At 66.1% G+C, this 21,965-nt stretch carries 19 protein-coding genes; 8 read left to right on the top strand and 11 right to left on the bottom strand.

The annotated features are described in order from the left end of the window. Position 1 precedes the first annotated feature (1 nt). The 3 genes from K2Y42_RS04615 to K2Y42_RS04605 form a co-directional block, all read right to left on the bottom strand. Complete coding sequence (locus tag K2Y42_RS04615; RefSeq protein ID WP_291149002.1) at positions 2 to 1,486, bottom strand: undecaprenyl-phosphate glucose phosphotransferase; 1,485 nt, start codon at positions 1,484 to 1,486, stop codon at positions 2 to 4. Between the two features lie 161 nt (positions 1,487 to 1,647). Next, positions 1,648 to 2,796: a glycosyltransferase gene (locus K2Y42_RS04610; protein WP_291148999.1), complete on the bottom strand. Its 1,149-nt coding sequence runs from the start codon at positions 2,794 to 2,796 to the stop codon at positions 1,648 to 1,650. Between the two features lie 10 nt (positions 2,797 to 2,806). Then, positions 2,807 to 3,508 (bottom strand): polysaccharide biosynthesis/export family protein, encoded by a 702-nt coding sequence (locus tag K2Y42_RS04605; protein ID WP_291148997.1) that lies wholly within the window; start codon positions 3,506 to 3,508, stop codon positions 2,807 to 2,809. Positions 3,509 to 3,660: 152 nt separating this feature from the next. On the opposite strand from K2Y42_RS04605, the gene K2Y42_RS04600 reads away from it, so the two are divergent. Further along, positions 3,661 to 6,033: a lipopolysaccharide biosynthesis protein gene (locus tag K2Y42_RS04600; protein WP_291148995.1), complete on the top strand. Its 2,373-nt coding sequence runs from the start codon at positions 3,661 to 3,663 to the stop codon at positions 6,031 to 6,033. 25 nt (positions 6,034 to 6,058) lie between these two features. After that, the gene (locus tag K2Y42_RS04595) at positions 6,059 to 7,186 is read left to right on the top strand and encodes a polysaccharide deacetylase family protein (protein WP_291148994.1); all 1,128 of its coding nucleotides are present in this window, start codon (positions 6,059 to 6,061) and stop codon (positions 7,184 to 7,186) included. Here K2Y42_RS04595 and K2Y42_RS04590 read toward each other — a convergent pair. Next, a complete protein-coding gene (locus tag K2Y42_RS04590) occupies positions 7,158 to 7,364 on the bottom strand; it encodes a DUF2842 domain-containing protein (RefSeq protein WP_291148991.1) in 207 nt (68 codons plus the stop codon). The two genes, K2Y42_RS04595 and K2Y42_RS04590, sit on opposite strands and share 29 nt — an antisense overlap. Before the next feature lie 171 nt (positions 7,365 to 7,535). Between K2Y42_RS04590 and K2Y42_RS04585 the strand changes: the two genes are divergently transcribed. Then, positions 7,536 to 8,594, top strand: a complete 1,059-nt coding sequence (locus K2Y42_RS04585) for a COX15/CtaA family protein (protein WP_291148988.1) — start codon at positions 7,536 to 7,538, stop codon at positions 8,592 to 8,594. A gap of 245 nt (positions 8,595 to 8,839) precedes the next feature. On the opposite strand, the gene argC is transcribed toward K2Y42_RS04585, so the two are convergent. The 4 genes from argC to rplM all read right to left on the bottom strand — a co-directional run bounded on the left by argC (position 8,840) and on the right by rplM (position 11,584). After that, entirely contained in the window at positions 8,840 to 9,772 is a 933-nt protein-coding gene (gene argC / locus K2Y42_RS04580; protein ID WP_291148986.1) for an N-acetyl-gamma-glutamyl-phosphate reductase, read from the bottom strand. Continuing rightward, positions 9,769 to 10,506, bottom strand: coding sequence for a TerC family protein (locus tag K2Y42_RS04575; RefSeq protein ID WP_291148983.1), 738 nt, complete (start codon positions 10,504 to 10,506; stop codon positions 9,769 to 9,771). The genes argC and K2Y42_RS04575 overlap by 4 nt, the downstream gene beginning before the upstream one ends. A 134-nt stretch (positions 10,507 to 10,640) precedes the next feature. Beyond that, the gene (gene rpsI, locus K2Y42_RS04570) at positions 10,641 to 11,120 is read right to left on the bottom strand and encodes a 30S ribosomal protein S9 (protein WP_291148980.1); all 480 of its coding nucleotides are present in this window, start codon (positions 11,118 to 11,120) and stop codon (positions 10,641 to 10,643) included. Between the two features lie 2 nt (positions 11,121 to 11,122). Continuing rightward, positions 11,123 to 11,584, bottom strand: a complete 462-nt coding sequence (rplM, locus tag K2Y42_RS04565) for a 50S ribosomal protein L13 (protein WP_291148978.1) — start codon at positions 11,582 to 11,584, stop codon at positions 11,123 to 11,125. 425 nt (positions 11,585 to 12,009) lie between these two features. Between rplM and K2Y42_RS04560 the strand changes: the two genes are divergently transcribed. Genes K2Y42_RS04560 through K2Y42_RS04550 form a run of 3 tightly spaced genes read left to right on the top strand, consistent with a single transcriptional unit; the run spans position 12,010 to position 13,903 of the window. Next, the gene (locus K2Y42_RS04560; protein ID WP_291148975.1) at positions 12,010 to 12,582 is read left to right on the top strand and encodes a hypothetical protein; all 573 of its coding nucleotides are present in this window, start codon (positions 12,010 to 12,012) and stop codon (positions 12,580 to 12,582) included. After that, positions 12,579 to 13,427, top strand: coding sequence for an enoyl-CoA hydratase (locus tag K2Y42_RS04555; RefSeq protein ID WP_291148972.1), 849 nt, complete (start codon positions 12,579 to 12,581; stop codon positions 13,425 to 13,427). The genes K2Y42_RS04560 and K2Y42_RS04555 overlap by 4 nt, the downstream gene beginning before the upstream one ends. A 47-nt stretch (positions 13,428 to 13,474) precedes the next feature. Next, positions 13,475 to 13,903, top strand: coding sequence for a CoA-binding protein (locus tag K2Y42_RS04550; RefSeq protein ID WP_291148969.1), 429 nt, complete (start codon positions 13,475 to 13,477; stop codon positions 13,901 to 13,903). Positions 13,904 to 13,915: 12 nt separating this feature from the next. On the opposite strand, the gene K2Y42_RS04545 is transcribed toward K2Y42_RS04550, so the two are convergent. Next, a complete protein-coding gene (locus K2Y42_RS04545) occupies positions 13,916 to 16,108 on the bottom strand; it encodes a glycoside hydrolase family 3 N-terminal domain-containing protein (RefSeq protein ID WP_291148966.1) in 2,193 nt (730 codons plus the stop codon). 134 nt (positions 16,109 to 16,242) lie between these two features. On the opposite strand from K2Y42_RS04545, the gene ribA reads away from it, so the two are divergent. Next, positions 16,243 to 16,911 carry a GTP cyclohydrolase II gene (ribA, locus tag K2Y42_RS04540; RefSeq protein WP_291148964.1) on the top strand — a complete coding sequence of 223 codons (669 nt, stop codon included), beginning with the start codon at positions 16,243 to 16,245 and terminating at the stop codon, positions 16,909 to 16,911. Position 16,912: 1 nt separating this feature from the next. Here the strand turns inward: ribA and K2Y42_RS04535 are convergent, their stop codons facing one another. Together K2Y42_RS04535 and K2Y42_RS04530 are read right to left on the bottom strand one after the other, a co-directional pair. Then, on the bottom strand, positions 16,913 to 17,803 hold the full coding sequence (locus K2Y42_RS04535) for a TIGR01459 family HAD-type hydrolase (RefSeq protein WP_291148961.1): 891 nt from the start codon (positions 17,801 to 17,803) through the stop codon (positions 16,913 to 16,915). A gap of 199 nt (positions 17,804 to 18,002) precedes the next feature. Beyond that, positions 18,003 to 20,129 carry an exopolysaccharide transport family protein gene (locus K2Y42_RS04530; protein ID WP_291148959.1) on the bottom strand — a complete coding sequence of 709 codons (2,127 nt, stop codon included), beginning with the start codon at positions 20,127 to 20,129 and terminating at the stop codon, positions 18,003 to 18,005. Positions 20,130 to 20,527: 398 nt separating this feature from the next. Between K2Y42_RS04530 and K2Y42_RS04525 the strand changes: the two genes are divergently transcribed. Further along, positions 20,528 to 21,907: an exopolysaccharide biosynthesis polyprenyl glycosylphosphotransferase gene (locus K2Y42_RS04525; RefSeq protein WP_291148957.1), complete on the top strand. Its 1,380-nt coding sequence runs from the start codon at positions 20,528 to 20,530 to the stop codon at positions 21,905 to 21,907. Positions 21,908 to 21,965: the final 58 nt, after the last annotated feature.

The raw sequence follows: 21,965 nt of genomic DNA, 5'->3' as shown, positions 1-21,965 counted from the left end.
CCTAGTACGCGTTCTCCGACCGCAGCAGCGCAACCGGCGTCATCGCGAGAATGTGGAGATCGAAGAACACCGACCAGTTCTCGATGTAGTAGAGATCGTGCTCGACGCGCTTCTCGATCTTCTCGCGCGTATCGGTCTCGCCGCGCCAGCCGCAGATCTGCGCCCAGCCCGTGATGCCGGGTTTGACCTTGTGACGTGCGAAGTAGCGCGCCACGACCTCGTCGTAGAGCCGGTCTGCGGCTTTCGCCGAAACCGCATGCGGCCGCGGCCCCACGAGCGAAAGGTCGCCCTTGAGCACGTTGAAGAGCTGCGGCAGCTCGTCGAGGCTTGTCTTGCGGATGAAGCGGCCGACGCGGGTCACGCGCGGATCGCCCTTCGTCACAAGCTTGGTGGCGGTCGCATCGCACATGTCGACGTACATCGAACGAAACTTCAGAACCTCGATCATCTCGTTGTTGAAGCCGTAGCGCTTCTGGCGGAACAGCACGGGCCCGCGCGATTCAAGCCGCACCGCCAGCGCCACCGCGAGCAGGATGGGCGACAGCAGGATCAGGCTCAGAAGGCCGATGCCTTTGTCGAACAGCCACTTGAACACCACGTCCCAGTCGGCGATCGGCCGGTCGTAGAGATCGATCATGGCCACGGGGCCAACGTGCGAATAGAGGCGCGGGGACAGGCGGATCTGCGTCGCTTGCGCGGGCAGGCGAATGTCCGCCGGCAGCACCGAGAGCCGGTCCGTCACTTCGTTGAGGCGCTGCTCGCCTGCAACCGGCAGAGCGACGATGACGAGATCGACCCGCATCGCGCGCGCCACATCGAGCAGATCGTCGAGCGTGCCGAGACGCGTGCGCGTGGCGCCGTCGCGGCGCAGCCGCTCGTCCGTCCGATCGTCGAACACGCCGACGATGCGGATGCCCGCGCCGTGATCCATTTCAATCGAGCGGATCAGCCCGTCCGTCAGGACGCCCGCGCCATAGATAACCGCGCGCCGCAATAGCCGGCCGCTGTTCGTGAACTGGCGCATGACGAGGCTTACGCCGGCCCGCTCGGCGGTGAGCGCGAGCCCGCCGACGACGAACCACAGCGCAAGCCAGACACGCGAGAATTCCGCGCCCGCCTTGAGGAAGAAGATCAGCACGCCAGCGGTCGCAAAGGCCGACGCCCAGCCCAGCATCAGTCGCGGCAGGTTGCGATGGAACGCCGCCAGCGGCCGCGAGCGATAGAGCCCGAGCAGGTCGATGACGAGAACGGCCGTCAGCGAGGAGAGCAGGATGACCAGAATGTGCAGCGGATCGAGCGCAACTTCGGCATCGCCGATGTAGAGCATGGCCAGCGCGAAGCCGGTCACGACGGCCGTCGCGAAATCGGCGAGCCGCACGAGGCCAGCCAGGACGACCGGCGAAAGATGCGACAGCCGTTGGGCGGAGAGCGGCCCGCCGTCCAGGTTCAGAGCGGCGTAGGGAGAGGGCAGGGCAGGCGAAACCATGGAATTGGCTCACAATGTAACGATGGCCGGGCAAATGCTCGGTCTCGAGACATGTGTGCAGGCAGCGTGCCACGGCGCGTGTGTCGCAGGTGGTTCTGCAACCGCTGATTTTACGGGCAGGTGAAACGGGGGACGCTTCGGCGGCCCGGAGCGGGGATGTCTCAGGCCGGGACGGGCGCGCGGTAGAAGGCGAGCACGGCGTCGGCCATCGCCGCCACGGTGAACTTTTCGGCGACGTTCTCGCGCAGCTCCTGGGCCCGCTTGAGCGCGGCGCCCGGCTGCATGAGGACTTCCGTCATGGCGCGCAGCAGGCTGTCGACGGAGCCCGGCACGACGAGGCGCGTGCGGGTGCCCGCGACGATTTCCGGAATGCCGCCCACGTCGGTCGCGATCAGGGGTTTGCCGGCCGCGCCCGCTTCCAGCACCACGTAGGGAAAGCTCTCCGCCCGCGACGGCACGACCAGGCAATGGCCAAGCGGAAACGCCGCGCGCGCGGGCATGGCGCCGGGGAACGTCACATGCGCATCGAGCCCGAGTGCACGGCACTGCTGCTTGAACGCGTCGCCGTCCGGACCCGCGCCCACGATCACGGCGCGGACAGGATGCGTCGCGATCAGGCGCGCCAGCGCCTGGAGCAGGATGTCGACGCCCTTGAGCGCGCGCAGTTCGCCGATGAAAAGGAAGTTGGCGGCGTCCGGGTTCGGCGCCGTCTGCTCGAAATCGTCCGGCCCAAGGCCGTTCGGAATGACCCGCCGCGGCGCGCCCGTCACGCCGATCAGGCGGCCGTACGCGCGGCGTGCGTAGTCGGATTCGAAAATGAGGCCATCGGTCATGCGGCCCATCAGGCGCTCGAGCACGAAAAAGACCGTGCCCGCGGCCGTTCCGGGCTTGTAGTGCAGCGTGCCGCCGTGCGGCGTGTAGAACACGCGCGCGCGTTCGCCCGCCAGCGACAGCCGCATGCGCGCAAACCGCGCGTAGGCGCCGCCCTTCGCGCCATGGCCATGCAGCACGTCGAGATCGAGCGCGCGCGCGATTTTCGTGATCGACCGGATCGCGGAGATGTCGCCGAGGCCGGGCTGCCGGCTCATCGGAATGAGCGATAGGCCGAGCTTGAGCTTGGGCGCGATGCTGGCGAGGCGCGCCTGCGTCAGGCTATCGGCCGCCGTCCGGTCCGCGATGATGCCGACGAAATGGCCGCGCTCGGCCTGCGCCAGCGCAAGATCGTAGACATGCCGGAACAGGCCGCCGACGGGCGCGCGCATGATGTGGAGAATGCGAAGGAGCGTCTCGTCCGCATGCGGGTCTGTCACGGTGATGGCCTCAGAAGAAGCGCTCGTTGACGTAGACGGTATCGCCCGGAAGCAGCGGATAGTCGCCTGGAGCTTCCATCTGGTCGACGAAACCGTTGATCCGCCGCGTGATGCGATAGCTCCGCGTGCTGGCGCGCTCCGAATAGCCGCCCGCGATCGCGATCGCCGTTTCGACCGTCATCCCGGAAACGAAGGGATATTGCCCGGCGGTTTTGACCTCGCCGTAGATGAAGAACGGGCGGTTCTGGAGAATATCGACCGTCACCTGCGGATCGCGCACGTACTCGGCTCCGAGCCGGGACCGGATCGTGCCTGCAAGGTCGCGCGTCGTGCGCCCGCGCGCCTCCACGTTGCCGATCAGCGGCACGGTGATGCGCCCGTCATGATCCACGGTGTAGGCGCGCGACAGATTGGGCTGCCCGTAGACGAACACGCGCAGTCGATCGCCCGTGTCGAGAAGATAGGGCCCTTCGGCATCGGCCACCATCTGGGTGCCCTGGAAGCCTGCGGGCTGCACGGTCGGCGCGCCCCAGGTGACCTGCTCGGCCGTCTGCTCGCTGCCGCCCTCGAAGACGTGCACCTGCCCGGCGTGGCCGCCGATGTTGGTGAGCGCCGCCGACACGACCGTTTCGGGATCGTGCGCGCACCCCGCCAGCAGCAGCGCTGCTGCGGGCAATACAAAACGAACCGAAGCTCTGAGACCGGCGCGCATGACTATCCGTTTACGGAAACCTACTTTCCGAGTGATAGGCCACGAGGGTTAATAAAATCTGAGGCGGCGGTCCTTTTTGGGAAACTTAAGGAAATTCTAACGCGCTCCCGCCTATCTCTTTCAATCCGAGAGAAGGTTTGCGGATCAGAGACATGCCCCCGAGACCCATTCAGCGTTCTGACGACATCGACCTGAAGTCCGTCTGGAAGGCCGTAACCGGCAGTTTCCGCCGGCTTGTTGTCGTGTCCGCGGTGCTCGCGGGGGCGACCTTCGGCGTCCTCAAGATGATCGCGCCTCTCTATGTGTCCGAGACGCAGCTCGCCATCGAATCAAAAAGCACAAACAACCCGTTCTCCGACCCCTCGCGCAACGGCTCGTCGGACAGCGTCAGCGTCCGCATGGACAAGGAAGCCGTGAACACCCACGTTCGCGCGCTGATGTCGAACGACCTCGCCGAGACGATCGTGAGTGAAATGAAGCTCGCCGATCTGCCGGAGTTCAACAGCGCCCGCGGCACCACCGACGCCCTGTCGCGCATCCTGCGCATGGCCGGCATCGGCGCCCCGCACGCCAACGAGACCGACCAGGACCGCGCCCTGCGCGCGTTCCTCGATCGCCTCGAAGTTTATTCGCCGAAGGAGAGCCGGTTCATCGGCATCCGCTTCACGTCGATCGACCCTGAGCTCGCCGCCGCCGTCGCCAACCGCGTGGCCGAAACCTATCGCAGCAAGCTTGCGCAACAGAGCCTGACCGAGACGGACGACGTCCAGAAGGCGCTTGCCCCGAAAATCGAGCAGCTTGCCCAGGAAGCAGCCCTCGCCGAGTCGGAAGTCGAAAAGTTCCGCGGCGAAGCCAACATCTTCAAGGGCGGCCAGCAGGCCACCGGCCTCAACGAGCAGCAGCTTGCCGATCTCAACACCGAGCTGTCGAAGGTGAAGGCGGCCCGCAGCGAGGCCGAGGCCCGCGCCAAGCAGGCGCGCGAGATGCAGGACCTCGGCAGCGCAGAGACGCTGGCCGACGTGCAGAAGTCGCCGCTCATCCAAAACCTCGTGCAGAGCCGCGTGCGCGTCGAACGGCAGATCTCGGAATTGTCCGCGACGCTGCTGTCCGGCCATCCGCGCATGCGCCAGCTCAAGGCCGACCTCGCCGGGCTCAAGTCGCAGATCGCGGGCGAAGTCGCCAAGATCGTCGATGGCATCGGCAAGGAAGCCAAGGTCGCAGCGCTCCGCGAGGAGGCCGTGCAGAAGAGCGTGACCGAGATCAAACACAGCATCGTCACGGCAGGACCCGAGGAAGCCAAGCTCCGCAGCCTTGAGGCCGACGCCAAATCGAAGCGCGCTGAACTCGATCGCCTTCGCGCGCAGTATGAAGCCAACCGCGTCCGCGCCGACGACAGCCGCACGATCCCCGTCGAAGCGCAGATCGTCTCGAGCGCGCGCCCGTCGGCCGTGCCGTTCTTCCCGAAGCGCACCGCAACCACGCTGCTGGTGGCGATCGCTTCGTTCCTGATTGGCCTCGCGCTGGTTGTGACGAAGGCGCTGCTGAGCGAAAGCCCGGTCTCCCGCCTGCAGCAGAAGGGGCCCCGCAACAGGCGCGAGATCGTCTCGCCGATGCTGCCGGAGCCAATGTCCGCGCCGATGCCGACCCAGTCGCGCCGCGCGCCCCCGCAGGTCCATCGCCCTGAGCCGTTGCCGGCGGCATCTGTTGCCGCGGCTCCCGCAATGGCGGCTCCGGCCATGCCCACGACGACGTCCGCCCCGATGCCGACGCCGAAGTCCGTGCCGACGCCTTCCCCGATCCCCGCGCACGAAGCTGCACCGGCGTTTTCACACGTGTCCGCATCCACGCCGGAGGACGAGCCCGTCGCCCCGCCGTCCTCGCTGGCGCCCGCTCCGGTGACGATCTCGACCGCCGGCGCCTTGGCGACAAGCGTCGAAGGACAGCGCAAAGGCAATCTGGCCGGTGTCCGTACGCTCTTCGTCGGCGCGTCCGACATGTTCTCGCTCGCGACGGAAAGCTCGGAGTTCTGCCGCAGCCTGGCCGAAAAGGGCCTCACCGTGATCATGGTCGATTGGAGCCCAGCCGGATCGGGCGTCGCCGAGCCGCTCGGGCAGGCCTCGTGGCCGGGCTTCAGCGAACTGCTCGACGGCAAGGCCCGCTTCGAGGATGTCGTGCTCTCGCTAAGGGACAGCGACGTGCACCTCATTCCGTCGGGCCAGCGCCTCGATGTGCCGGCCCACGGGCTCGACAGCGACAGCGTCAACTTCCTGCTCGATGCCCTGGACGACGTCTACGACCACATTGTCGTCGTCAGCAACGTCGAGCCGGCGAAGGATCTCTTCGAGGCCATGCAGGGCCGCTTCGATTGCGGCGTCGTGCTGGTCGATGACAAGGCGCGGAAGGCGAAGGCCGTCGGCGAGCCGGGCACGTTCCTGGGCTACGATGTCGACGGCATTGCGCTCTTCGCATTCGAGAAGAAGCCCGAGGCCGATCGCACGCGCCAGAAGTTCGCGCGCGCCGGCTGAGTTCGCAAACAGCGAGCGAGCATCCATGAGCAGCAAATCCACGTTCCTGATGCAATCCGCCCTGAAGGCGCTGCACGCGACGGGCCTGGCCGCGGCGTTTGCGCCCGTGGCGCGCGGACGCGGCGTCATCTTCACGATGCACAGCGTGTCGCCCAACCCGCCTGCGCCGTTCGAGCCGAACCGCATCCTCAAGATCACGCCCGAGTTTCTCGATGTCGCCCTCACGACGGCCAAGCGCTGCGGCTACGACATCGTCTCGCTGGACGAAGCCGCGCGCCGTCTCGACGACAAGAGTGAGACGCGCCCCTTCGCCTGCTTCACCCTCGACGATGGCTATCGCGACAACCGAGACCACGCCTATCCCGTGTTCAAGCGCCACAACGCCCCGTTCGCAGTCTACGTCCCCGCGGCCTACGCGGACGGTGAGGGCGATCTCTGGTGGTACGTGCTGGAAACCGCGATCGCGAAGGCCGATCGCCTCCACATCGACCTCGACGGGCGCGAGCGCGAGTTCGAAACCGCGACCGACGAGGCCAAAGATCGCGCGTTCCACGAGATCTATTGGCACCTCCGCACGCGCCCCGAAACCGAGATGCGCGCCAAGATCGCGGGCCTTGCGGCCGCCGCCGGGTACGATCCCTCGTCGCTGTGCCGCGACCTGATCATGGATTGGGACGAGCTTCGCGCGTTCGCCGCCGACCCGCTCGTCACCATCGGCGCGCACACCTGCCGCCACTTCGCGATTGCAGGCCTTCCCGAGGACGAGGCCCGCGCCGAGATCACGGGCAGCGTCGCCCGCATCGAGCGGGAGCTAGGCCGCCCCTGCCGCCATTTCAGCTTCCCCTATGGCGATGCGACCACCGCGGGCCCGCGCGACTTCGCCATCGCCCGTTCGCTCGGTCTCCAAACTGCAGTCACCACGCACAAGAACGTCGTGCGCGCGGGCTCGGACCGGCACGGCCTGCCGCGCATCTCGCTCAACGGGGAGTATCAGGAGGCGCGCTACGTCGAGGTCATGATGACCGGCGTGCCGTTCGCTCTGTTCGATACGGCCGCCGCCGCCATCCGCGGCGTGAAGCGGCTCTTCGGCGTGCGCCGCCCGGACGCCCCGGCCAGCCTCGCGATTACGCGTCCGGGCGCTGCATCCATTTGATGAGCCACATCGCGGGCAGCACCCACAGCAGCCCGGCGACCGGATAGTAGATCAGCTCGACGACTTTGCTGGCGCTGACCTGCAGCACGATCGCGGCCATCATGGCCGCCAGCGCATAGACCGACAGGAACACCAGCAGCACAATGGCGCCGACGAGTTTGCGCGTCCGGAGGGTCATGGGTTCGCTCTGGCGTTGCGGGATCGAAAGCCCCTTAAATCCGAGAAGCCCCCCTCAGTCCAGCGCCGCTTCATCGCATTGAACCGCGGGCTTCCAGGGCCTATCACCGGGTGGGCTCAAGAACCACGCGGCGCCACGAGCAAAACCGCATCTATTCTAAGGATAAGGCGCATGACCGCCATCGGCACGGACGGCATTGGCAGGGCAGGCGCTCACGCGGCGGGCTGGGACCGGGCCGTGCAGGTCTGGCTCTGGATCATCGCCCTTCTGGTGCTGGCGATGATTACCGTAGGGGGCGCCACGCGCCTCACGGATTCCGGGCTCTCGATCACCGAATGGAAGCCCATTCTCGGCGCCATCCCCCCGCTGACGGACGCCCACTGGCAGGAGGCGTTCGCCAAGTACAAGGAAATTCCCGAGTACCACCTCGTCAACAAGGGCATGTCGCTCGAGGCCTTCAAGGCCATCTACTGGTGGGAATGGGGGCATCGTTTTCTCGGTCGCATCATCGGTCTGGCGTTCGCGCTCCCGTTCGCGGTGTTCTGGTTCATGGGCGCCCTTCGCCCCGGCTATCCGGTGCGTCTTGCCGGCGTTCTGGGCCTGGGCGGCATCCAAGGCGCCATCGGCTGGTACATGGTGCAGTCCGGCCTCGTTGATCGCGTCGACGTGAGCCAGTACCGCCTCGCGCTGCATCTGACGGTCGCTTTCATGATCCTCGCCCTGGTGGTGTGGCTCGCGCGCGAAATCGGCCGCCATGAGCAGGCCGGCACCGCGCGCCTCGCCCGGCTCCCGGCGGCGGTCGTGGCGCTCATCCTCACGCAGGTGGTGATCGGCGCCTTCGTCGCGAGCCTCAAGGGCGGGCTCGTCTACAACACGTGGCCGACGATGAACGGGGCGCTGATCCCCGACGATCTCTTCGTGCTCGAGCCCTGGTATCACAATCCTTTCGAGAACCCGGTGATGGCTCAGTTCGTCCATCGCCTGGTCGCCTATGCGGTCGTGCTGGCGGTCGCCGTCGAAGCGTGGCGCACATTCGCGAGCGGGGCGGTTGGTGAGCGTCGCGGCTCCGCAGCCCTGATGCTCGCGGCCGTGCTCGGCCAGGCGGCGCTGGGCATCTGGACGCTGCTGGAAGCCGTGCCGATCGGGCTCGGTATTGCGCATCAGGCCTGCGCCGCGATCCTGCTGGTGGTTGCGACGCGCCACCTGCATATCGCCTCGCGCCAAACTTGAACAAGAAGCCCTGAGCCAGAGCGCGTTATGCGGCGCGCTTCAAGCCCCGTCGCTGGGGAAGAGAAGACGGCGTTTCGGATGCGAACACGGCGAGCGCAAAGGCGCCGCCGACAAGTACGATGCTGAAGAGCAGAACCATGGCCGGATCTCCGGGCGGATTTGGACCACCCTAGCCGGATCGGCAATCCCGCGCTGTACTGCACGAAACACCCGGCGCAATCTGTGCGGCGCCCGGCGGCGGCCGCTCAGAGGCCGAGCATCAGCCGGATATTCTGGACCGCGGCACCGGCCGCGCCTTTGCCGAGGTTGTCCAGGCGGGCGACCAGCAGGGCCTGCCCGTGCTCGTCATGCGGGAAAACGTAGAGCTCGAGCTTGTCGGTGCCGTTGAGGCCGAGCGCATCGAGCCGTCCGCCGAGCTTTGCGGTTTCCGCAGCCGTCGCCACCCGCACCTGATCCGCGCCGGCGTAGTGACGTTCGAGCGCGGCCTGAATGTCCTGCGACGATGGCTTGCCCGCCAGCAGGTCGAGATGCAGCGGAACGCTGACCAGCATGCCCTGGCGGAAGTTTCCGACCGACGGCACGAAGATTGGCCGCCGCGAGAGGCCGCTGTAGCGCTGCAGCTCCGGCACGTGCTTGTGCGCCAGTCCGAGACCGTAAAGCTCGAACGCAGGCGCGGTTTTCGTCGCCTCGTAGGATTCGATCATCGGCTTTCCGCCGCCCGAGTAGCCGGACACGGCGTTGACCGTTACGCCCGCGCCCGCCGGCAGCAGCCCCGCGTCGACGAGCGGACGCAGCAGCGCGATGCCCCCGGTCGGATAGCATCCGGGATTGGCGACATGCGTCGCGGACTTGATCGCCTGCGCCTGATTGGCGTCGAGCTCGGCAAATCCATAGACCCAGCCGTCGGCCACGCGGTGCGCCGTCGATGCGTCGATGATGCGCGGGGCTTGCGCGCCGAGCGATCCTGCGAGTGCCACAGCCTCCACGGCTGCGGCGTCCGGTAGGCAGAGCACCACGACGTCGACGCTGGCCATGGCCTCGCGGCGCGCGTTGGGATCCTTGCGCAAGGCGGGGTCGACGCTGACGACCTCGATGGCCGGATCGGCGGCCAGCCGCTCGCGGATCTCGAGGCCGGTGGTGCCGGCCTCGCCGTCGATGAAGACGCGCCCTTTTGTCATCCGCCGAACCCAAGCCGGTGCAGGATGCCTTGGAAGATCGTCTCGGAGCAGCCCACGCCGTAGGCCGCGCACACGATCTTGTGGCTGTCGCGATAGATCATGTCCAAAGCCACGTACACGATGATGATCAGGCCGATCCAGGCGATCCACGGGTAGCGTGCGAGAAGCTTGGCGATGTAGGTCGACGCGACCGCCATCAGCACGATGGCGATGGCGAGGCCGATGACGAGCACGAGGGTCGATTCACCCGCTGCGCCCGCGACGGCGAGCACGTTGTCGAGCGACATCGAGACGTCGGCGAGAATGATGGTCCAGAGCGCCGGCCAGAAATGCGTTTCCTCGTGCGGCGTGACGTCGGAGGCAAGCTTGCCTTCCACCTCGTCGATGGTGTGATGTTCGCCGTCGACGATCTGGCGATACATTTTCCACGAGACGAACAGCAGCAGCAGGCCGCCCGCGAAGGTCAGGCCGATGATCTGCAGCATCTGTTGGGCGACGCCGGAGAAGAGAATCCGGAGCACAACCGCGCCCGCGATGCCCCAGAAGATCACCTTGGCGCGAAGGCTCTTTTTAACGCGCGACGCCGCCATGCCGACGACGATGGCGTTGTCGCCCGCGAGCGTCAGGTCGATCATCAGGATGTTGAACAGAGGAACGGCGTGTTGGTGCCACCAGGCCGGGCTCGTGAGATGGCCGATCTCGGTCAGAAGCTCACCCAGCATCGTTTCGAACATCGATAATCGCCTCTCCGCGTTTCAACGGCCGCCACCAGGGCTCCAGCACGGCAGAGATCAACACCATTCCGCACAAAAAAACAACGGCCCGCGGGAGCGCAGGCCGTTGCCGGTATCCGTAGGTAGAAAGGCGACTAGCGCTTCGAGAACTGGAAGCTGCGGCGAGCTTTCACGCGGCCGTACTTCTTGCGCTCGACGGTACGGCTGTCGCGCGTCAGGAAGCCGCCCTTCTTGAGAACGCCGCGAAGCTCCGGCTCGAAATAGGTGAGAGCCTTGGAGATGCCGTGGCGAACTGCGCCAGCCTGACCGGAAAGACCGCCACCGGCGACCGTCACGATGATGTCAAACTGGGTCGAGCGGTTGGCTGCTGCGAGCGGCTGCTGGAGCAGCATCTGCAGCACAGGGCGCGCGAAATACGCCTTGAAGTCCTTCTTGTTGACCATGATCTGGCCCTTGCCGGGCTTGATCCAGACGCGGGCGACCGCGTCCTTGCGCTTGCCGGTGGCATAGGCGCGGCCGAGCTTGTCGAGCTTCTGCACGTGCACCGGCGCGTCTGCCGGCGAGGAGCCCTTGAGGGCGCCCAGGTCGTCCAGGGACTTGGTTTCCTGCACCATGGTTATGCCCTCGAATTCTTACGATTGAGCTTTGCGACGTCGAGCTGCGTCGGCGACTGCGCCGCGTGCGGATGCTCGGCACCCTTGTAGATCTTGAGATTGCGCATCAGCTTACGCTGCAGCGGGCCGCGTGCGAGCATGCGCTCGACTGCGAGTTCGATGACGCGCTCGGGGAAGCGGCCTTCGATGATGCGCTTCGGCGTCGTGGCCTTGATGCCGCCCGGATAGCCGGTGTGGCGATAGTAGATCTTGTCCTCGTGCTTCTTGCCCGTGAACACGGCCTTTTCAGCGTTGACGACAATGACGTTGTCACCGCAGTCGACGTGCGGCGTATAGAGTGCCTTGTGCTTGCCCTTGAGGCGCACGGCAATGAGAGTGGCCAACCGGCCGACGACGAGACCCTCGGCGTCGATGACGATCCACTTCTTGTCGACCTCGCCAGGCTTGGCGACGAAAGTTTTCATGGCGGGAAGCGCTCCTGCCTTCTGGATGGAGAATAGGGATGGCGCGTTCGAGCGCCGTTCGGAAGGCAGGTCTGTACGTGATTGTCTTAGCACCGTCAATGGAGCGTGAGAACAATATAAACTAGTAATATCAATGCAATAAGTAATGTGGTAAAATAAAACCACGAGCGCGGTAATATTTTACCGCATAAAAGTCGGGTGTCGACGGCCCTTTTCGGGGTCCGACCAACATTCTTGCTGATGCGATCCGGGAGGTGTAGCCCAGAACGGCGCACCGACGGATCGCGCCGGTGAAGGGGGTTGTGAATAGGAAGCGCCGTGGATCGCGGAAGTTCTTACATCCGTCCCAGTTCTGCGCTTTGGTAGCGTTCGCGCCGGGAAGCCAACGAAACCGCACGGTCTCGGACAATGGGAGATGACGCTTGATGAGCACGTTCTTTTCGCGCCTTAAGGCGCTCGCCGCATGTGTCGGCTTGGGCGCCGGCATGGCGATTGCGGCAGCTTCGAACCTCGCGGCACAGGAATTCAAGCAGATCGAGCTGACCGACAAGATGGTGACGTCGTTCATCGCGGCGCAGAAGGATTTCGCCCCGCTCGCCAGCAAGCTCGTCGAAGGCGGCGAGACGCCGGACGACGCGCTGACCAAGGAACTCGAGAACATCGCCAAGAAGCACGGCTTTGCCAGCTTCGAGGAGTTCGAGGACGTCGGCGCCAACATCACGCTCATTCTCGACGGCCTCGATCGCTCGAGCGGCAAGTTCACCGATCCGGTCGAGAAGATGAAAAAGGAGCTGGAGGAGATCAAGGCCGACAGCTCGATCCCCGCCGAGGACAAGAAGCTCGCCGTCGACGACCTGACGCAGGAAATCGCCGCCGCCCAGCCGCTGAAGCATCCGGCCAACATCGAGGTCGTCAAGAAGCGGGCTGAAGAGATTGAAGCCCTGATCCCCGAAGAGGCCGGCGAAAGCGCGCCCGACGGCGAAACGCCGGCGCCATGACGGCGGCGGTGGCTCCGTCCGCATCGCAGGAGCGCGCCGATGCAACGGGCAACGGCGCGCTTCTTGTCATTGAGCGACCGGAGCCCGGCGTCCTGCTCGTCACGCTCAACACGCCCCAGAAGCGCAACAGCCTCTCGCGCGCCATGATGGCGGCTCTCTCGGACGCGGTCGCCAGCGCATCGGCCGATCGCGACGTGGCCGCCATCGTTCTGGCCGCTGCGGGCCCGGCCTTCTGCGCCGGACACGACCTGAAAGAAATGACCGCCCATCGCGCCGATTCCGACGGCGGTCGCACGTTTTTCGAAGACACCATGCGGGCCTGCGCGCGCCTGATGCAGGACATCGTCGCGAGCCCCAAGCCCGTGATCGCGGCCGTGCAGGGCATCGCCACGGCCGCCGGCTGCCAGCTCGTCGCCACCTGCGACCTTGCCGTCGCCGCAGCCACCACGTCGTTCGCGACGCCGGGCGTCAACATCGGCCTGTTCTGCTCGACGCCGATGGTGGCGCTGTCGCGCAACGTGCCGCGCAAGCAGGCGATGGAAATGCTGCTGCTGGGCGAAGCGATGTCGGCGGCGGACGCCGTGCGCTATGGCCTGATCAACCGGGCCGTGCCGCCCGAGCGTGTGCTGGACGATGCGCTTGGCATGGCGCGCATCATCGCCGCCAAGTCGCGCGCCACGATCACGATCGGCAAGCACGCATTCTACCGCCAGATCGAGCAGCCGCTCGCCGCCGCCTACAACGATGCTGCAGCCGTGATGGTCGAGAACATGATGGCGCGCGATGCGTCTGAGGGCATTTGCGCCTTTCTCGAAAAGCGCCCCCCCGTCTGGAGCGGAGACTGAACCATGAAGCCGCGCGTTGCCAGCGTGAGACTGCCGTTCGAGGCCGCATGACGAACCCTCCCGACGAGGACATCGCCGAGATCCTGCGGACGCAGCGCACGTTCGCGATGATCGGCGCATCGAACGACCCGGGCCGCCCGAGCTATGGCGTCATGGCCTACATGCAGGCGCGCGGGTTTCGCATCATTCCCATCAATCCGGCGATGGACGGCCAGGAGATCCTGGGCGAACGCGTCTACGCCAGCCTTGCAGCGCTCGAAGGCCCGATCGACGTTGTCGACATTTTCCGCCGCCCGGATGCCGTGCCCGCGGTTGTCGCCGCCGCACTTGCCGAAAAAGACCGCCTCGCCATCAAGACGATCTGGATGCAGATCGGCGTGATCCACGAGGAAGCCGCAGCCGACGCACGCGCCGCCGGCCTCGCCGTCGTCATGAACCGCTGCCCTAAGATCGAGTACGCGCGGCTGCTCGCTTGATCGAAAGACGCGTCAGTCGGTGATCTCGAAACCGGTTTCGAGCTCCGCTGTCGAGCTTCCCCCCGCGAACACGCGGATCGGGCCCGCCTCCACCACCTTGTTGCCGTCCTCGTCGTGATAGCCGAGGTCGGACGCTTTGAGCAGGAAGCGCACGGTACGTTGCTCGCCCGGCTCGAGCGCGATCTTCTCGAAAGCCTTGAGCTCGCGCATCGGCCGCGAGCGCGAGGCCACCGTCTGGCGCGTGTAGAGCTGCACCACCTCCTGGCCAGCTCGCAGCCCGGTGTTCTTCACGTCGACGCGAACCTCGATCTTCCCGTTGGGGCGCACGCCGGGCGCGCTGACCTTGAGCCCGCTATAGGCGAACGTCGTGTAGCTGAGGCCGTGTCCGAATGGGTAGAGCGGCGTCGGCTTCTCGTCCACGTAGCCGGTCGTGAAGCGGTCTCCCGTCGGCGGCCGGCTGGTTGGCAGATCGCTGTAGGAGATCGGGATTTGCCCGACTGACCGGGGGAACGTCATCGGCAGCTTGCCCGAGGGCGCCGTCTCCCCGACGAGAACATCCGCAAGGGCCGTGCGCCCTTCGGTGCCCGGGTGCCACGCGATCAGCATCGATGCGACCTCGTCGTTGGCAGCCGACAGCGCCAGCGGTCGCCCCGTCTCGACGACGAGCGCGATGGGTTTGCCGACTGTGGCGAGCGCATCCAGCATCTCCTGCTGAACGCCGGAGAGCGTCAGGTCGGCGCGCGATACGCCTTCACCCGAGACCGTGCAGTCCTCGGCCACGATCAGCACGACGACATCGGCGGCGCGCGCAGTCGCGAGCGCGTGCTCTTTGTCTTTGAAGGCCTGCCCGCATGCATCCGCGAATGCTTCCGAGAACAGCAGCGTTTGCCGATTTCCGATACGCGCCTTGAGCGCGTCGAGCAGCGTCTCGGTGCGCGGCTTTTCGAGAGCGGCCGGGCCGTACCATGAATGGTCTTTTGTCGCGAGCGCGGCAGCGCCAATCAGCGCAACCGTACCGGACTCTTTCGTGATCGGGAGCGTCGCGCCGTTGTTCTTGAGCAGCACGAAGCTTTCGAGCGCCACGGCGCGCGCCCGCTTGCGCACCGTCTCCTCGTCCATCTTGGCTGGAATTTTGCGAACCCCGCCGGGCGAATCCTCGAACAGCCCCATGCGATACTTCACGCGCAGAACCCGGCGCACCGCCGCGTCGACCTCGCTCATCGGCACCTTGCCGGCCTTGACGGCCGCTTCCAGATGGCGGTCGTAGGCCTTGCTTTCCATGTCGAGGTCGATTCCGGCATGAAGGGCCCGCCGGGCCGCATCCGCGAGGTCGGCGGCGACGCCGTGGTTCTTGAGCTCCATGATCGCGGCGAAATCCGACATCACCAGTCCGTCGAACCCGAGCCGCGTCTTGAGCACGTCGGTGATGAGCCGGCGGTTGGCCGTAACGGGCACGCCGTTCACGGTGTTGAACGAGGCCATCACCGTTTCCGAGCCTGCCTCGATCGCCGCCTGAAACGGGGGGATGTAGCGGTCGAACAGCTCGGGCGCCGAGATCTGTGCGCCGTTGTAGTCGCGCCCGCCTTCAGGCGCGCCATAGCCCACGAAATGCTTGGCCGAGGTTGCGAGGCCGCCCTTCCGGTAGCCGCGCACGCGGGCCGCCGCAAAGGCCGCCCCCAGCATCGGATCCTCGCCGGCCCCCTCGATCACGCGCCCCCAGCGGGGATCGCGCGAGATATCGATCATCGGCGCAAATGTAAGGTTGACGCCCGTCTGCGCCGTCTCGAGCGCAATGGCTTCCGCCGCGGACTCGGCCAGCTCCGGCCGCCACGTTGCGGCCCACGCGATCGGCGTCGGAAACGCGATGTGGAAAGAGTGAATGGCGTCGATGGCGAACAGCAGCGGGATCTTGAGGCGGGAGGCCTGGATCACGGCCTCGAAGTCCTTCACGTGCGCCGGATTGACCACGTTGAGCAGGCCGCCGATGCGCCCCTGCCGGACCGCTTCGAGCTGGGGCTCGCGCGGGAACGCATAGGACGGAAAATTGAGCTGGCCCACCTTCTCGGTGAGCGTCATGCGGGCCATCAGTGCCGTGATCTTGGCTTCGATGGCGCGGTCGGCGGAGGGCGTTCCCGTGGGGGTCGAGCGGGCAGGGGAGGAACAGAGGGAGGCCAGCAGTGTCAACAGCAAAAGGCCATGTTTCATCGATGCGCGCCGCCCTTGTGCGTTTGCGAAGAAGCCATGCTATACGGACCCCGATGCCCGCGTCCAATTCGCATCTTGTGGACGGGGCAATGTGCTACAACATGTCGTCCCGGAGCCGGGACCAGGCCGGACGAATGTCCACGAAAACTGACACGATGGAGGGCAAGATGCCGCTGAGCGGCGTCCAGCCGAAGCAACTCGACACCGATCGTTCGGCGCACACGATGCTGCCGATCGAGCTCGATGGCGTCGAGGTTGTGTTTGAGGCGCGTGCCTACGAAGGCAAGGACGAACATTCCCAGGCGATGGCCCTCATTAACCGCGGCACCGGCGCCGAGGCGGACGAGATTCCGCTCGTTCGCGTCCATTCCGGATGCGTGACGGGCGACATCTTCCATTCGTTGCGGTGCGACTGCCGCGACCAGCTCGAGGTCGCTCTGCGCCGCATCAGCGTGACGCCGAACGGCGTGCTGGTCTACCTGCCGTATCATGAGGGCCGCGGCATCGGCTTGTTCAACAAGATCCGCGCATACGCGCTGCAGGACCAGGGGCTGGACACGGTCGACGCCAACATCGAGATCGGCGCGCCCATCGATGCACGCAACTACGAGCTCGCGGCGGAAATCCTGCTGAGCCTCGGGTTCAACAAGATCCGGCTGATGACGAACAACATGACCAAGGTCGATGCGCTCGTCGAAGCCGGCATCGAGATCGTCGATCGCATTCCGCTCGTCGTTCGCCCCGGCACGCACAACGAGCAGTATCTCGAGACCAAGCGCCGCCGCATGGCGCACAAGCTCTAGCTTACCAGGCAAGCCCCGCCATCGCCGCAAGCGCGGGCGGGCCGCCGGCCGGAAACAGCGCGGCGAGCTTTGTCGCGTCGATTTCATCGCCGGTCATGACTTCGCCGCGATGGATCCCGCCGGCGATGAACAATGCGTCGAGCCCGGCCGACTGGGCGCCCGTGAGATCCGTGCGCACGGCGTCGCCAATGACCAGAGTGCGGTCGTTTCGGGTAGGCGCTCCGCGAAGCCCCTCGGCCATCGCCTTGGCCGCCGCGTAGGCCGCCGCGTGCGGTTTCCCCGCCCAGTACACCTGGCCGCCGATTTGCGCGTAGGCGTCCGCAATCGCGCCCGCGCACAGGAACAGGCGTCCGCCCACATCCACCACGAGATCCGGGTTGGCGCACACGAACGGCAGCCCGCGCGCCTTAGCGCGCGCCAGCACGTCGCGATAGGTCTCGACCGTCTCGTTGATGTCGTCGTTCAGTCCGGTGCAGACGATCGCATCCGCAGTGTCGAGGTCGGCGTCCTGCGCGGCCGAGCGCTCGAAAAACGCCGCGTCGCGCGATCTTGGGCCGATGAAATAGGCGCGCCGGTAGCCGGCCTGCGCCACGTGTGCGAGCGCGATCTCGCCGGACGACACGATGCCGTCGTACGCATCGGGCGAGACGTGCCGCGCTTCGAGCATCGCCACGACGCGGTGCACCGGCACGGGCGCGTTGGTGAGCAGGATCACGGTGCCGCCCCCGTCGCGAAACCGGATCAGCGCGTCGGTGGCTTTGGCATACGCGCGCACGCCATCGTGCACGACGCCCCACACATCGCAGTAGAGCACGTCGTAGCGCGTGAGCAGATCGCCCGCCTGGGCGAGGATCGGCGGCGGCAGGGAAGGCGCGGAGGAGGGGGACGTCATTGGAAATTCCAGGAAGCCGGGAGGAAAGATCGCAGGACGCAAGACATCACGGATTGCAGAGAACGGCAGGCGACCGTAAGCAACTCCGGCGGTTCGATCCAGCCGCACGGCTGCGCCATAGTCGCCCATGCAATGCGAACATGCGCGCGCAAACGGCCGGCTTGGACGGCGAGCGCCGCTGTCGGCAGGGTAGCCGCCTTTACTTGGCCCTCGCGCCCGCATCGTTGAGAACGATCCCGGAAACCTTGTCGAGCACGGGCGCCAGCACGCGCAGCGTTTCGTCGAGCGCGGCCTGCGAGGTGACACCGCTCCGCGTCACGACGGCGATGCGGTCGACGAGCGGCAGCAGCGCGGAGCTGGACTCGTCCTGCGCGAGCGGGCCCGCGTCGATGATGACGAGATCGTAGTCGAGCGCAGCCGCCGCGAGATTGGCCGCAAGCCGGCGCCGCTCGGCGCGCTTGAGCACGCGCAGGTCGGCCGGCGCAAGCGGAAGGAAGGCCAGGCTTGACTTCGCGTCCCGCACGGTGTGCGACGTCAACGCTTCGGGCTTTGCGAGCAGCGCCGCCCAGTCGAAGGTGATATCGGGAGCCAGCGCCGCCGACAGCGTCGCCGCGGACGAGCACGCATCGACGAGCAGCACGCGTTCGCCGTGCAGGGCTCCGGCTTGCGCGACCGCCAGCGCCACGGACGACGTTCCCGTGCCGTGCGAGGCCCCCACCATCATGACGGCGGTCGGATAATCCTGATGGCGATCCTGCTCGAACGCCGAGAGCAGTTGCAGAATGCTTTGCCGGTAGGCGCCGTCAGCCGCGCCGTCCGGTTCGGACACCGCGACCAGGGCCCGCCCGAGTTCGCCATCTCCATTTTCATCGCGCCGCCCGAGTTTGAGCAAAGAGGGCGTCGCCGTCACCAGCGTCGGAACCGGAAACAGCGAATGCCCGCTCAGCGCCGGCGCGCGCGAGGTGGAGCGCACGGTGGGCGCGAGTTGCTCGCGCGCCAGCGCCCACACGACGCCGAGCCCGAGGGCCGCGAACGCGCCAAGTCCGAGCACCATGATTTTGGTCGGCCCGTTCGGGATGGCCGGGGCCGTCGCGGGAGACACGACGCGCGCATAGGGAACGCTGATCTGCTCCTGCTCGCGCGTCTCCTTGGCGCGCTGCAGGAACGTGCCGAGCACGTCCCGGCTCGTCGCCACGTCCTGCTGCAGCTCCCGCAGCTTGATCTGCGCCGTCGACGAGCGCGAGACTTCCGTCTTGCTCGCCTCGATGATCGAAGAGAGTTCCCGCTCGCGCCGCGCCGCCATGTCGTGATCGGCCGACAGCGCGCCGGTGATGCGGCGCAGCTCGGCATTGATCTCCGCCTGGATTTCCGCGAGCTGAGACCGCGCTTCGATCAGCACGGGGTGGCGGCCCTTGAGTTGCGATTCGAGCGACGCGACGCGGCGCGAAACCAGCGCATGCTGCTCGCGTAGCCGCTGGATCGTGGCCGAACGCACCGCCTCCGGCATGGTGTCGAGCGCCGCATTCCGCGCGAGCGCGGCGCGCACCGCGTCGAGCCGCCCCTTCGCTTCGGCTGCCGTCGCTCGCGCGGTCGCGAGTTCGCCGTTGAGCCTGCCGAGCTGCTGCTCGTCGACGATTCCGCCCTCGGACACCGTGATGCGGTTGCGCTGCTTGAAGTCATCGACGCGGTCTTCGGCCTTGCGCACCTGATCGCGCAACTCGCCGAGGCGGCTGTTGATGAGTTCGTTGGCGCGCCGCTCGTCGTCGGCCCGAGCCGAGGTCTGGCTGGAGAGATAGAGGCTCACGAGCGTATCGGCGATCTGGGCCGCCTTCGCCGCGGATCCGGAGGTAACTTCCACTTCGACAATGTAAGTGCGCGGCACGTGCTGGATCTTGACCATCTTCGCGAGCCGCGCCGCCGCCCGCGCCTTAGCCGGGGCGGTTTGCGGCGACGGCGCAATGAGTTGGCGGAGCTTGGTCAGCGCGCCGGTGCCGATGAACTCGCCGTCCTGGTCCAGGCTGAGCGTCTCGACCACGCGCTGCATCATGGCGTCAGAGCCGAGGATCGGAATTTGGCTCTCGACGATCGCAAGATCGGCGCCGCTGATGGTCGGGCTCAGAGCCTCTTCGTTGACGACCCGATTGGGCAGCGGATTGATGTAGAGGATCGAGCTCGACGTGTACGTCGGCACCGTCATGAAGAGATAGAGAATGGCAAGGCCGAGACCGATGAGCGTCGCTGCGAGGATTTCGCCGGAGCGCTTCCGCAGCCCCGCTAGCAGTCCTGAGAAATCCGGTGGCCCCTCCAGTGAATCTTGCGCAGGCATAGGGTAGTTCGCACTCATCAACATCACTTGCGCTCGATTGGAACCGAAGGATTTTTCCGGGGGGACGATGCGCGCACAATTGTGCTCAATCCGCGTCGATTGAAACATGTCGTTAAGCGCTTGGTTACCGCGCGGGCTGGCGCGGGGGAATAAAAGCGCGCGACGGGGTCTGCGGAGATCTGTCAATAAATACAGACGTCAGACGATGGCAACGGCACAGCTATTAACGAAAGCGTTACCAACCTATTGAGATGCGGCGCGTTTTGATCCATCTATCCGGCAGGTTGCTCAAGCAATCGGCCGCCGTTGCGGTCTAGAGGGTTGACGTCGCGTATCCCATGGAAATCTCAAGAAAACCGATTAGCCTCAGCGCTGAATTCGAGCCGCTGCCGCGTGGCATGTCGAGCACGACGTTCGCCTTGGCCGTCTTTGTTCTCGGCGTCGCAACGGTGGCGGTCCTGGCCGTGCTCGTCGGCGCGCTGTTCGAGCTGTCCGTTGCGGGGCAGATCGGCACCCTTCAGCCCTATGTCATGGCGGGCCTGCTGACCGGCTTGCTCTATACGGTCCCCCATCTCGTGATCGAAACGTCGGCGCGTTGGCCCGGCGCCGCGCCGGACGTCACGCCGAGCCGCCAAGTCGAGATCTGGACATTCGCCACGCTGATCCTTGCGCTGGTCTCCTCCCTGTCGAGCGACGGCGCTGAGCTGTCGTATGCCTATCTGGCCGTGTTCTATGTCACCGGCCTCGCCGCCGTGACTGGCTTGGGGTTGGCTGTCTCGGCAGTACGCGCGCGTCTTGTCGAAAGCGGCAGCATCCGCGGGCGGCGCATCCTGGTGCTCGGCCAGCCCGCCGAGCTCGATACGATGACGGCCCGTGCGGCCAACCGCCGGCAGGGCTTCCACGTGCTCGCCGCCGAGGCGTTGCCGGTGCCCACGCTGTTTGAAACCCGCGCGGCCATGCTGAAGGCGGTCGATGACGTGGTGGGCCGTGCACGCGCGCTTGCGGTGGACGACATCATCGTCTCCGGCACCGCTTCGGCCGATGCCGATGTCATGGCGCGCCTGTCCGGGATCCCGGCCGCCGTCCACATTCAAACGGTAGTGCCGCTCGATCGCTATGCCGGCGCCAACGTTGCCCAGTTCTCTGAGATGTCGGCGTTCACGGTCTCCCTGCCGCCGCTGGCGCCGTTTCAGTGGTTCTGCAAGCGCGTCTTCGACATCGTGCTGGCATCGGTCGCGCTCGTGGCGCTCTTTCCGTTGCTCGCCACCGTCGCGATCCTGATCAGGCTCACGAGCCCCGGCCCGGCGCTCTTTCTGCAGCGCCGCCGCGGCTACAACATGAGCGAGTTCCAGATCTGGAAGTTCCGCACCATGACCGTGGCCGAAAACGGCAAGGACATGGCGCCCGCCGATCAGGACCAGGTCCGGTTGACGGCCATCGGGCGTCATTTGCGCCGCCTGAACATCGACGAGCTTCCCCAGCTCATCAACGTCATCAAGGGCGACATGACGATCGTCGGCCCGCGTCCGCACGCGGTCGAGGAAGACGACCTGTTCGCCCAGTGGATCGAAACCTACAGCGCACGCGCCAGGGCCGTTCCCGGCATCACGGGCTGGGCCCAGGTCAACGGCTGCCGGGGCCGTGCACTGACGATGCAGGTCATCCGCAAGCGCGTGGAATATGACAGGGACTACATCGAGAACTGGTCGATGATGTTCGACCTGTACATCATCTTCCTCACGCTTTTTTCACCAAAAGCCTATCACAACGCGCGCTAACGGGCTTTGCCGGGCAGGGCATGCGGTTGCTTAAAGCAATGTTATGCGGTTTGCGGTA

The organism is Hyphomicrobium sp. (genome assembly GCF_019744875.1).
Lineage (GTDB): Bacteria > Pseudomonadota > Alphaproteobacteria > Rhizobiales > Hyphomicrobiaceae > Hyphomicrobium_C.
Note: the sequence above shows the minus strand (reverse complement) of the source record. Positions and strands in the feature narration are given on the sequence as shown.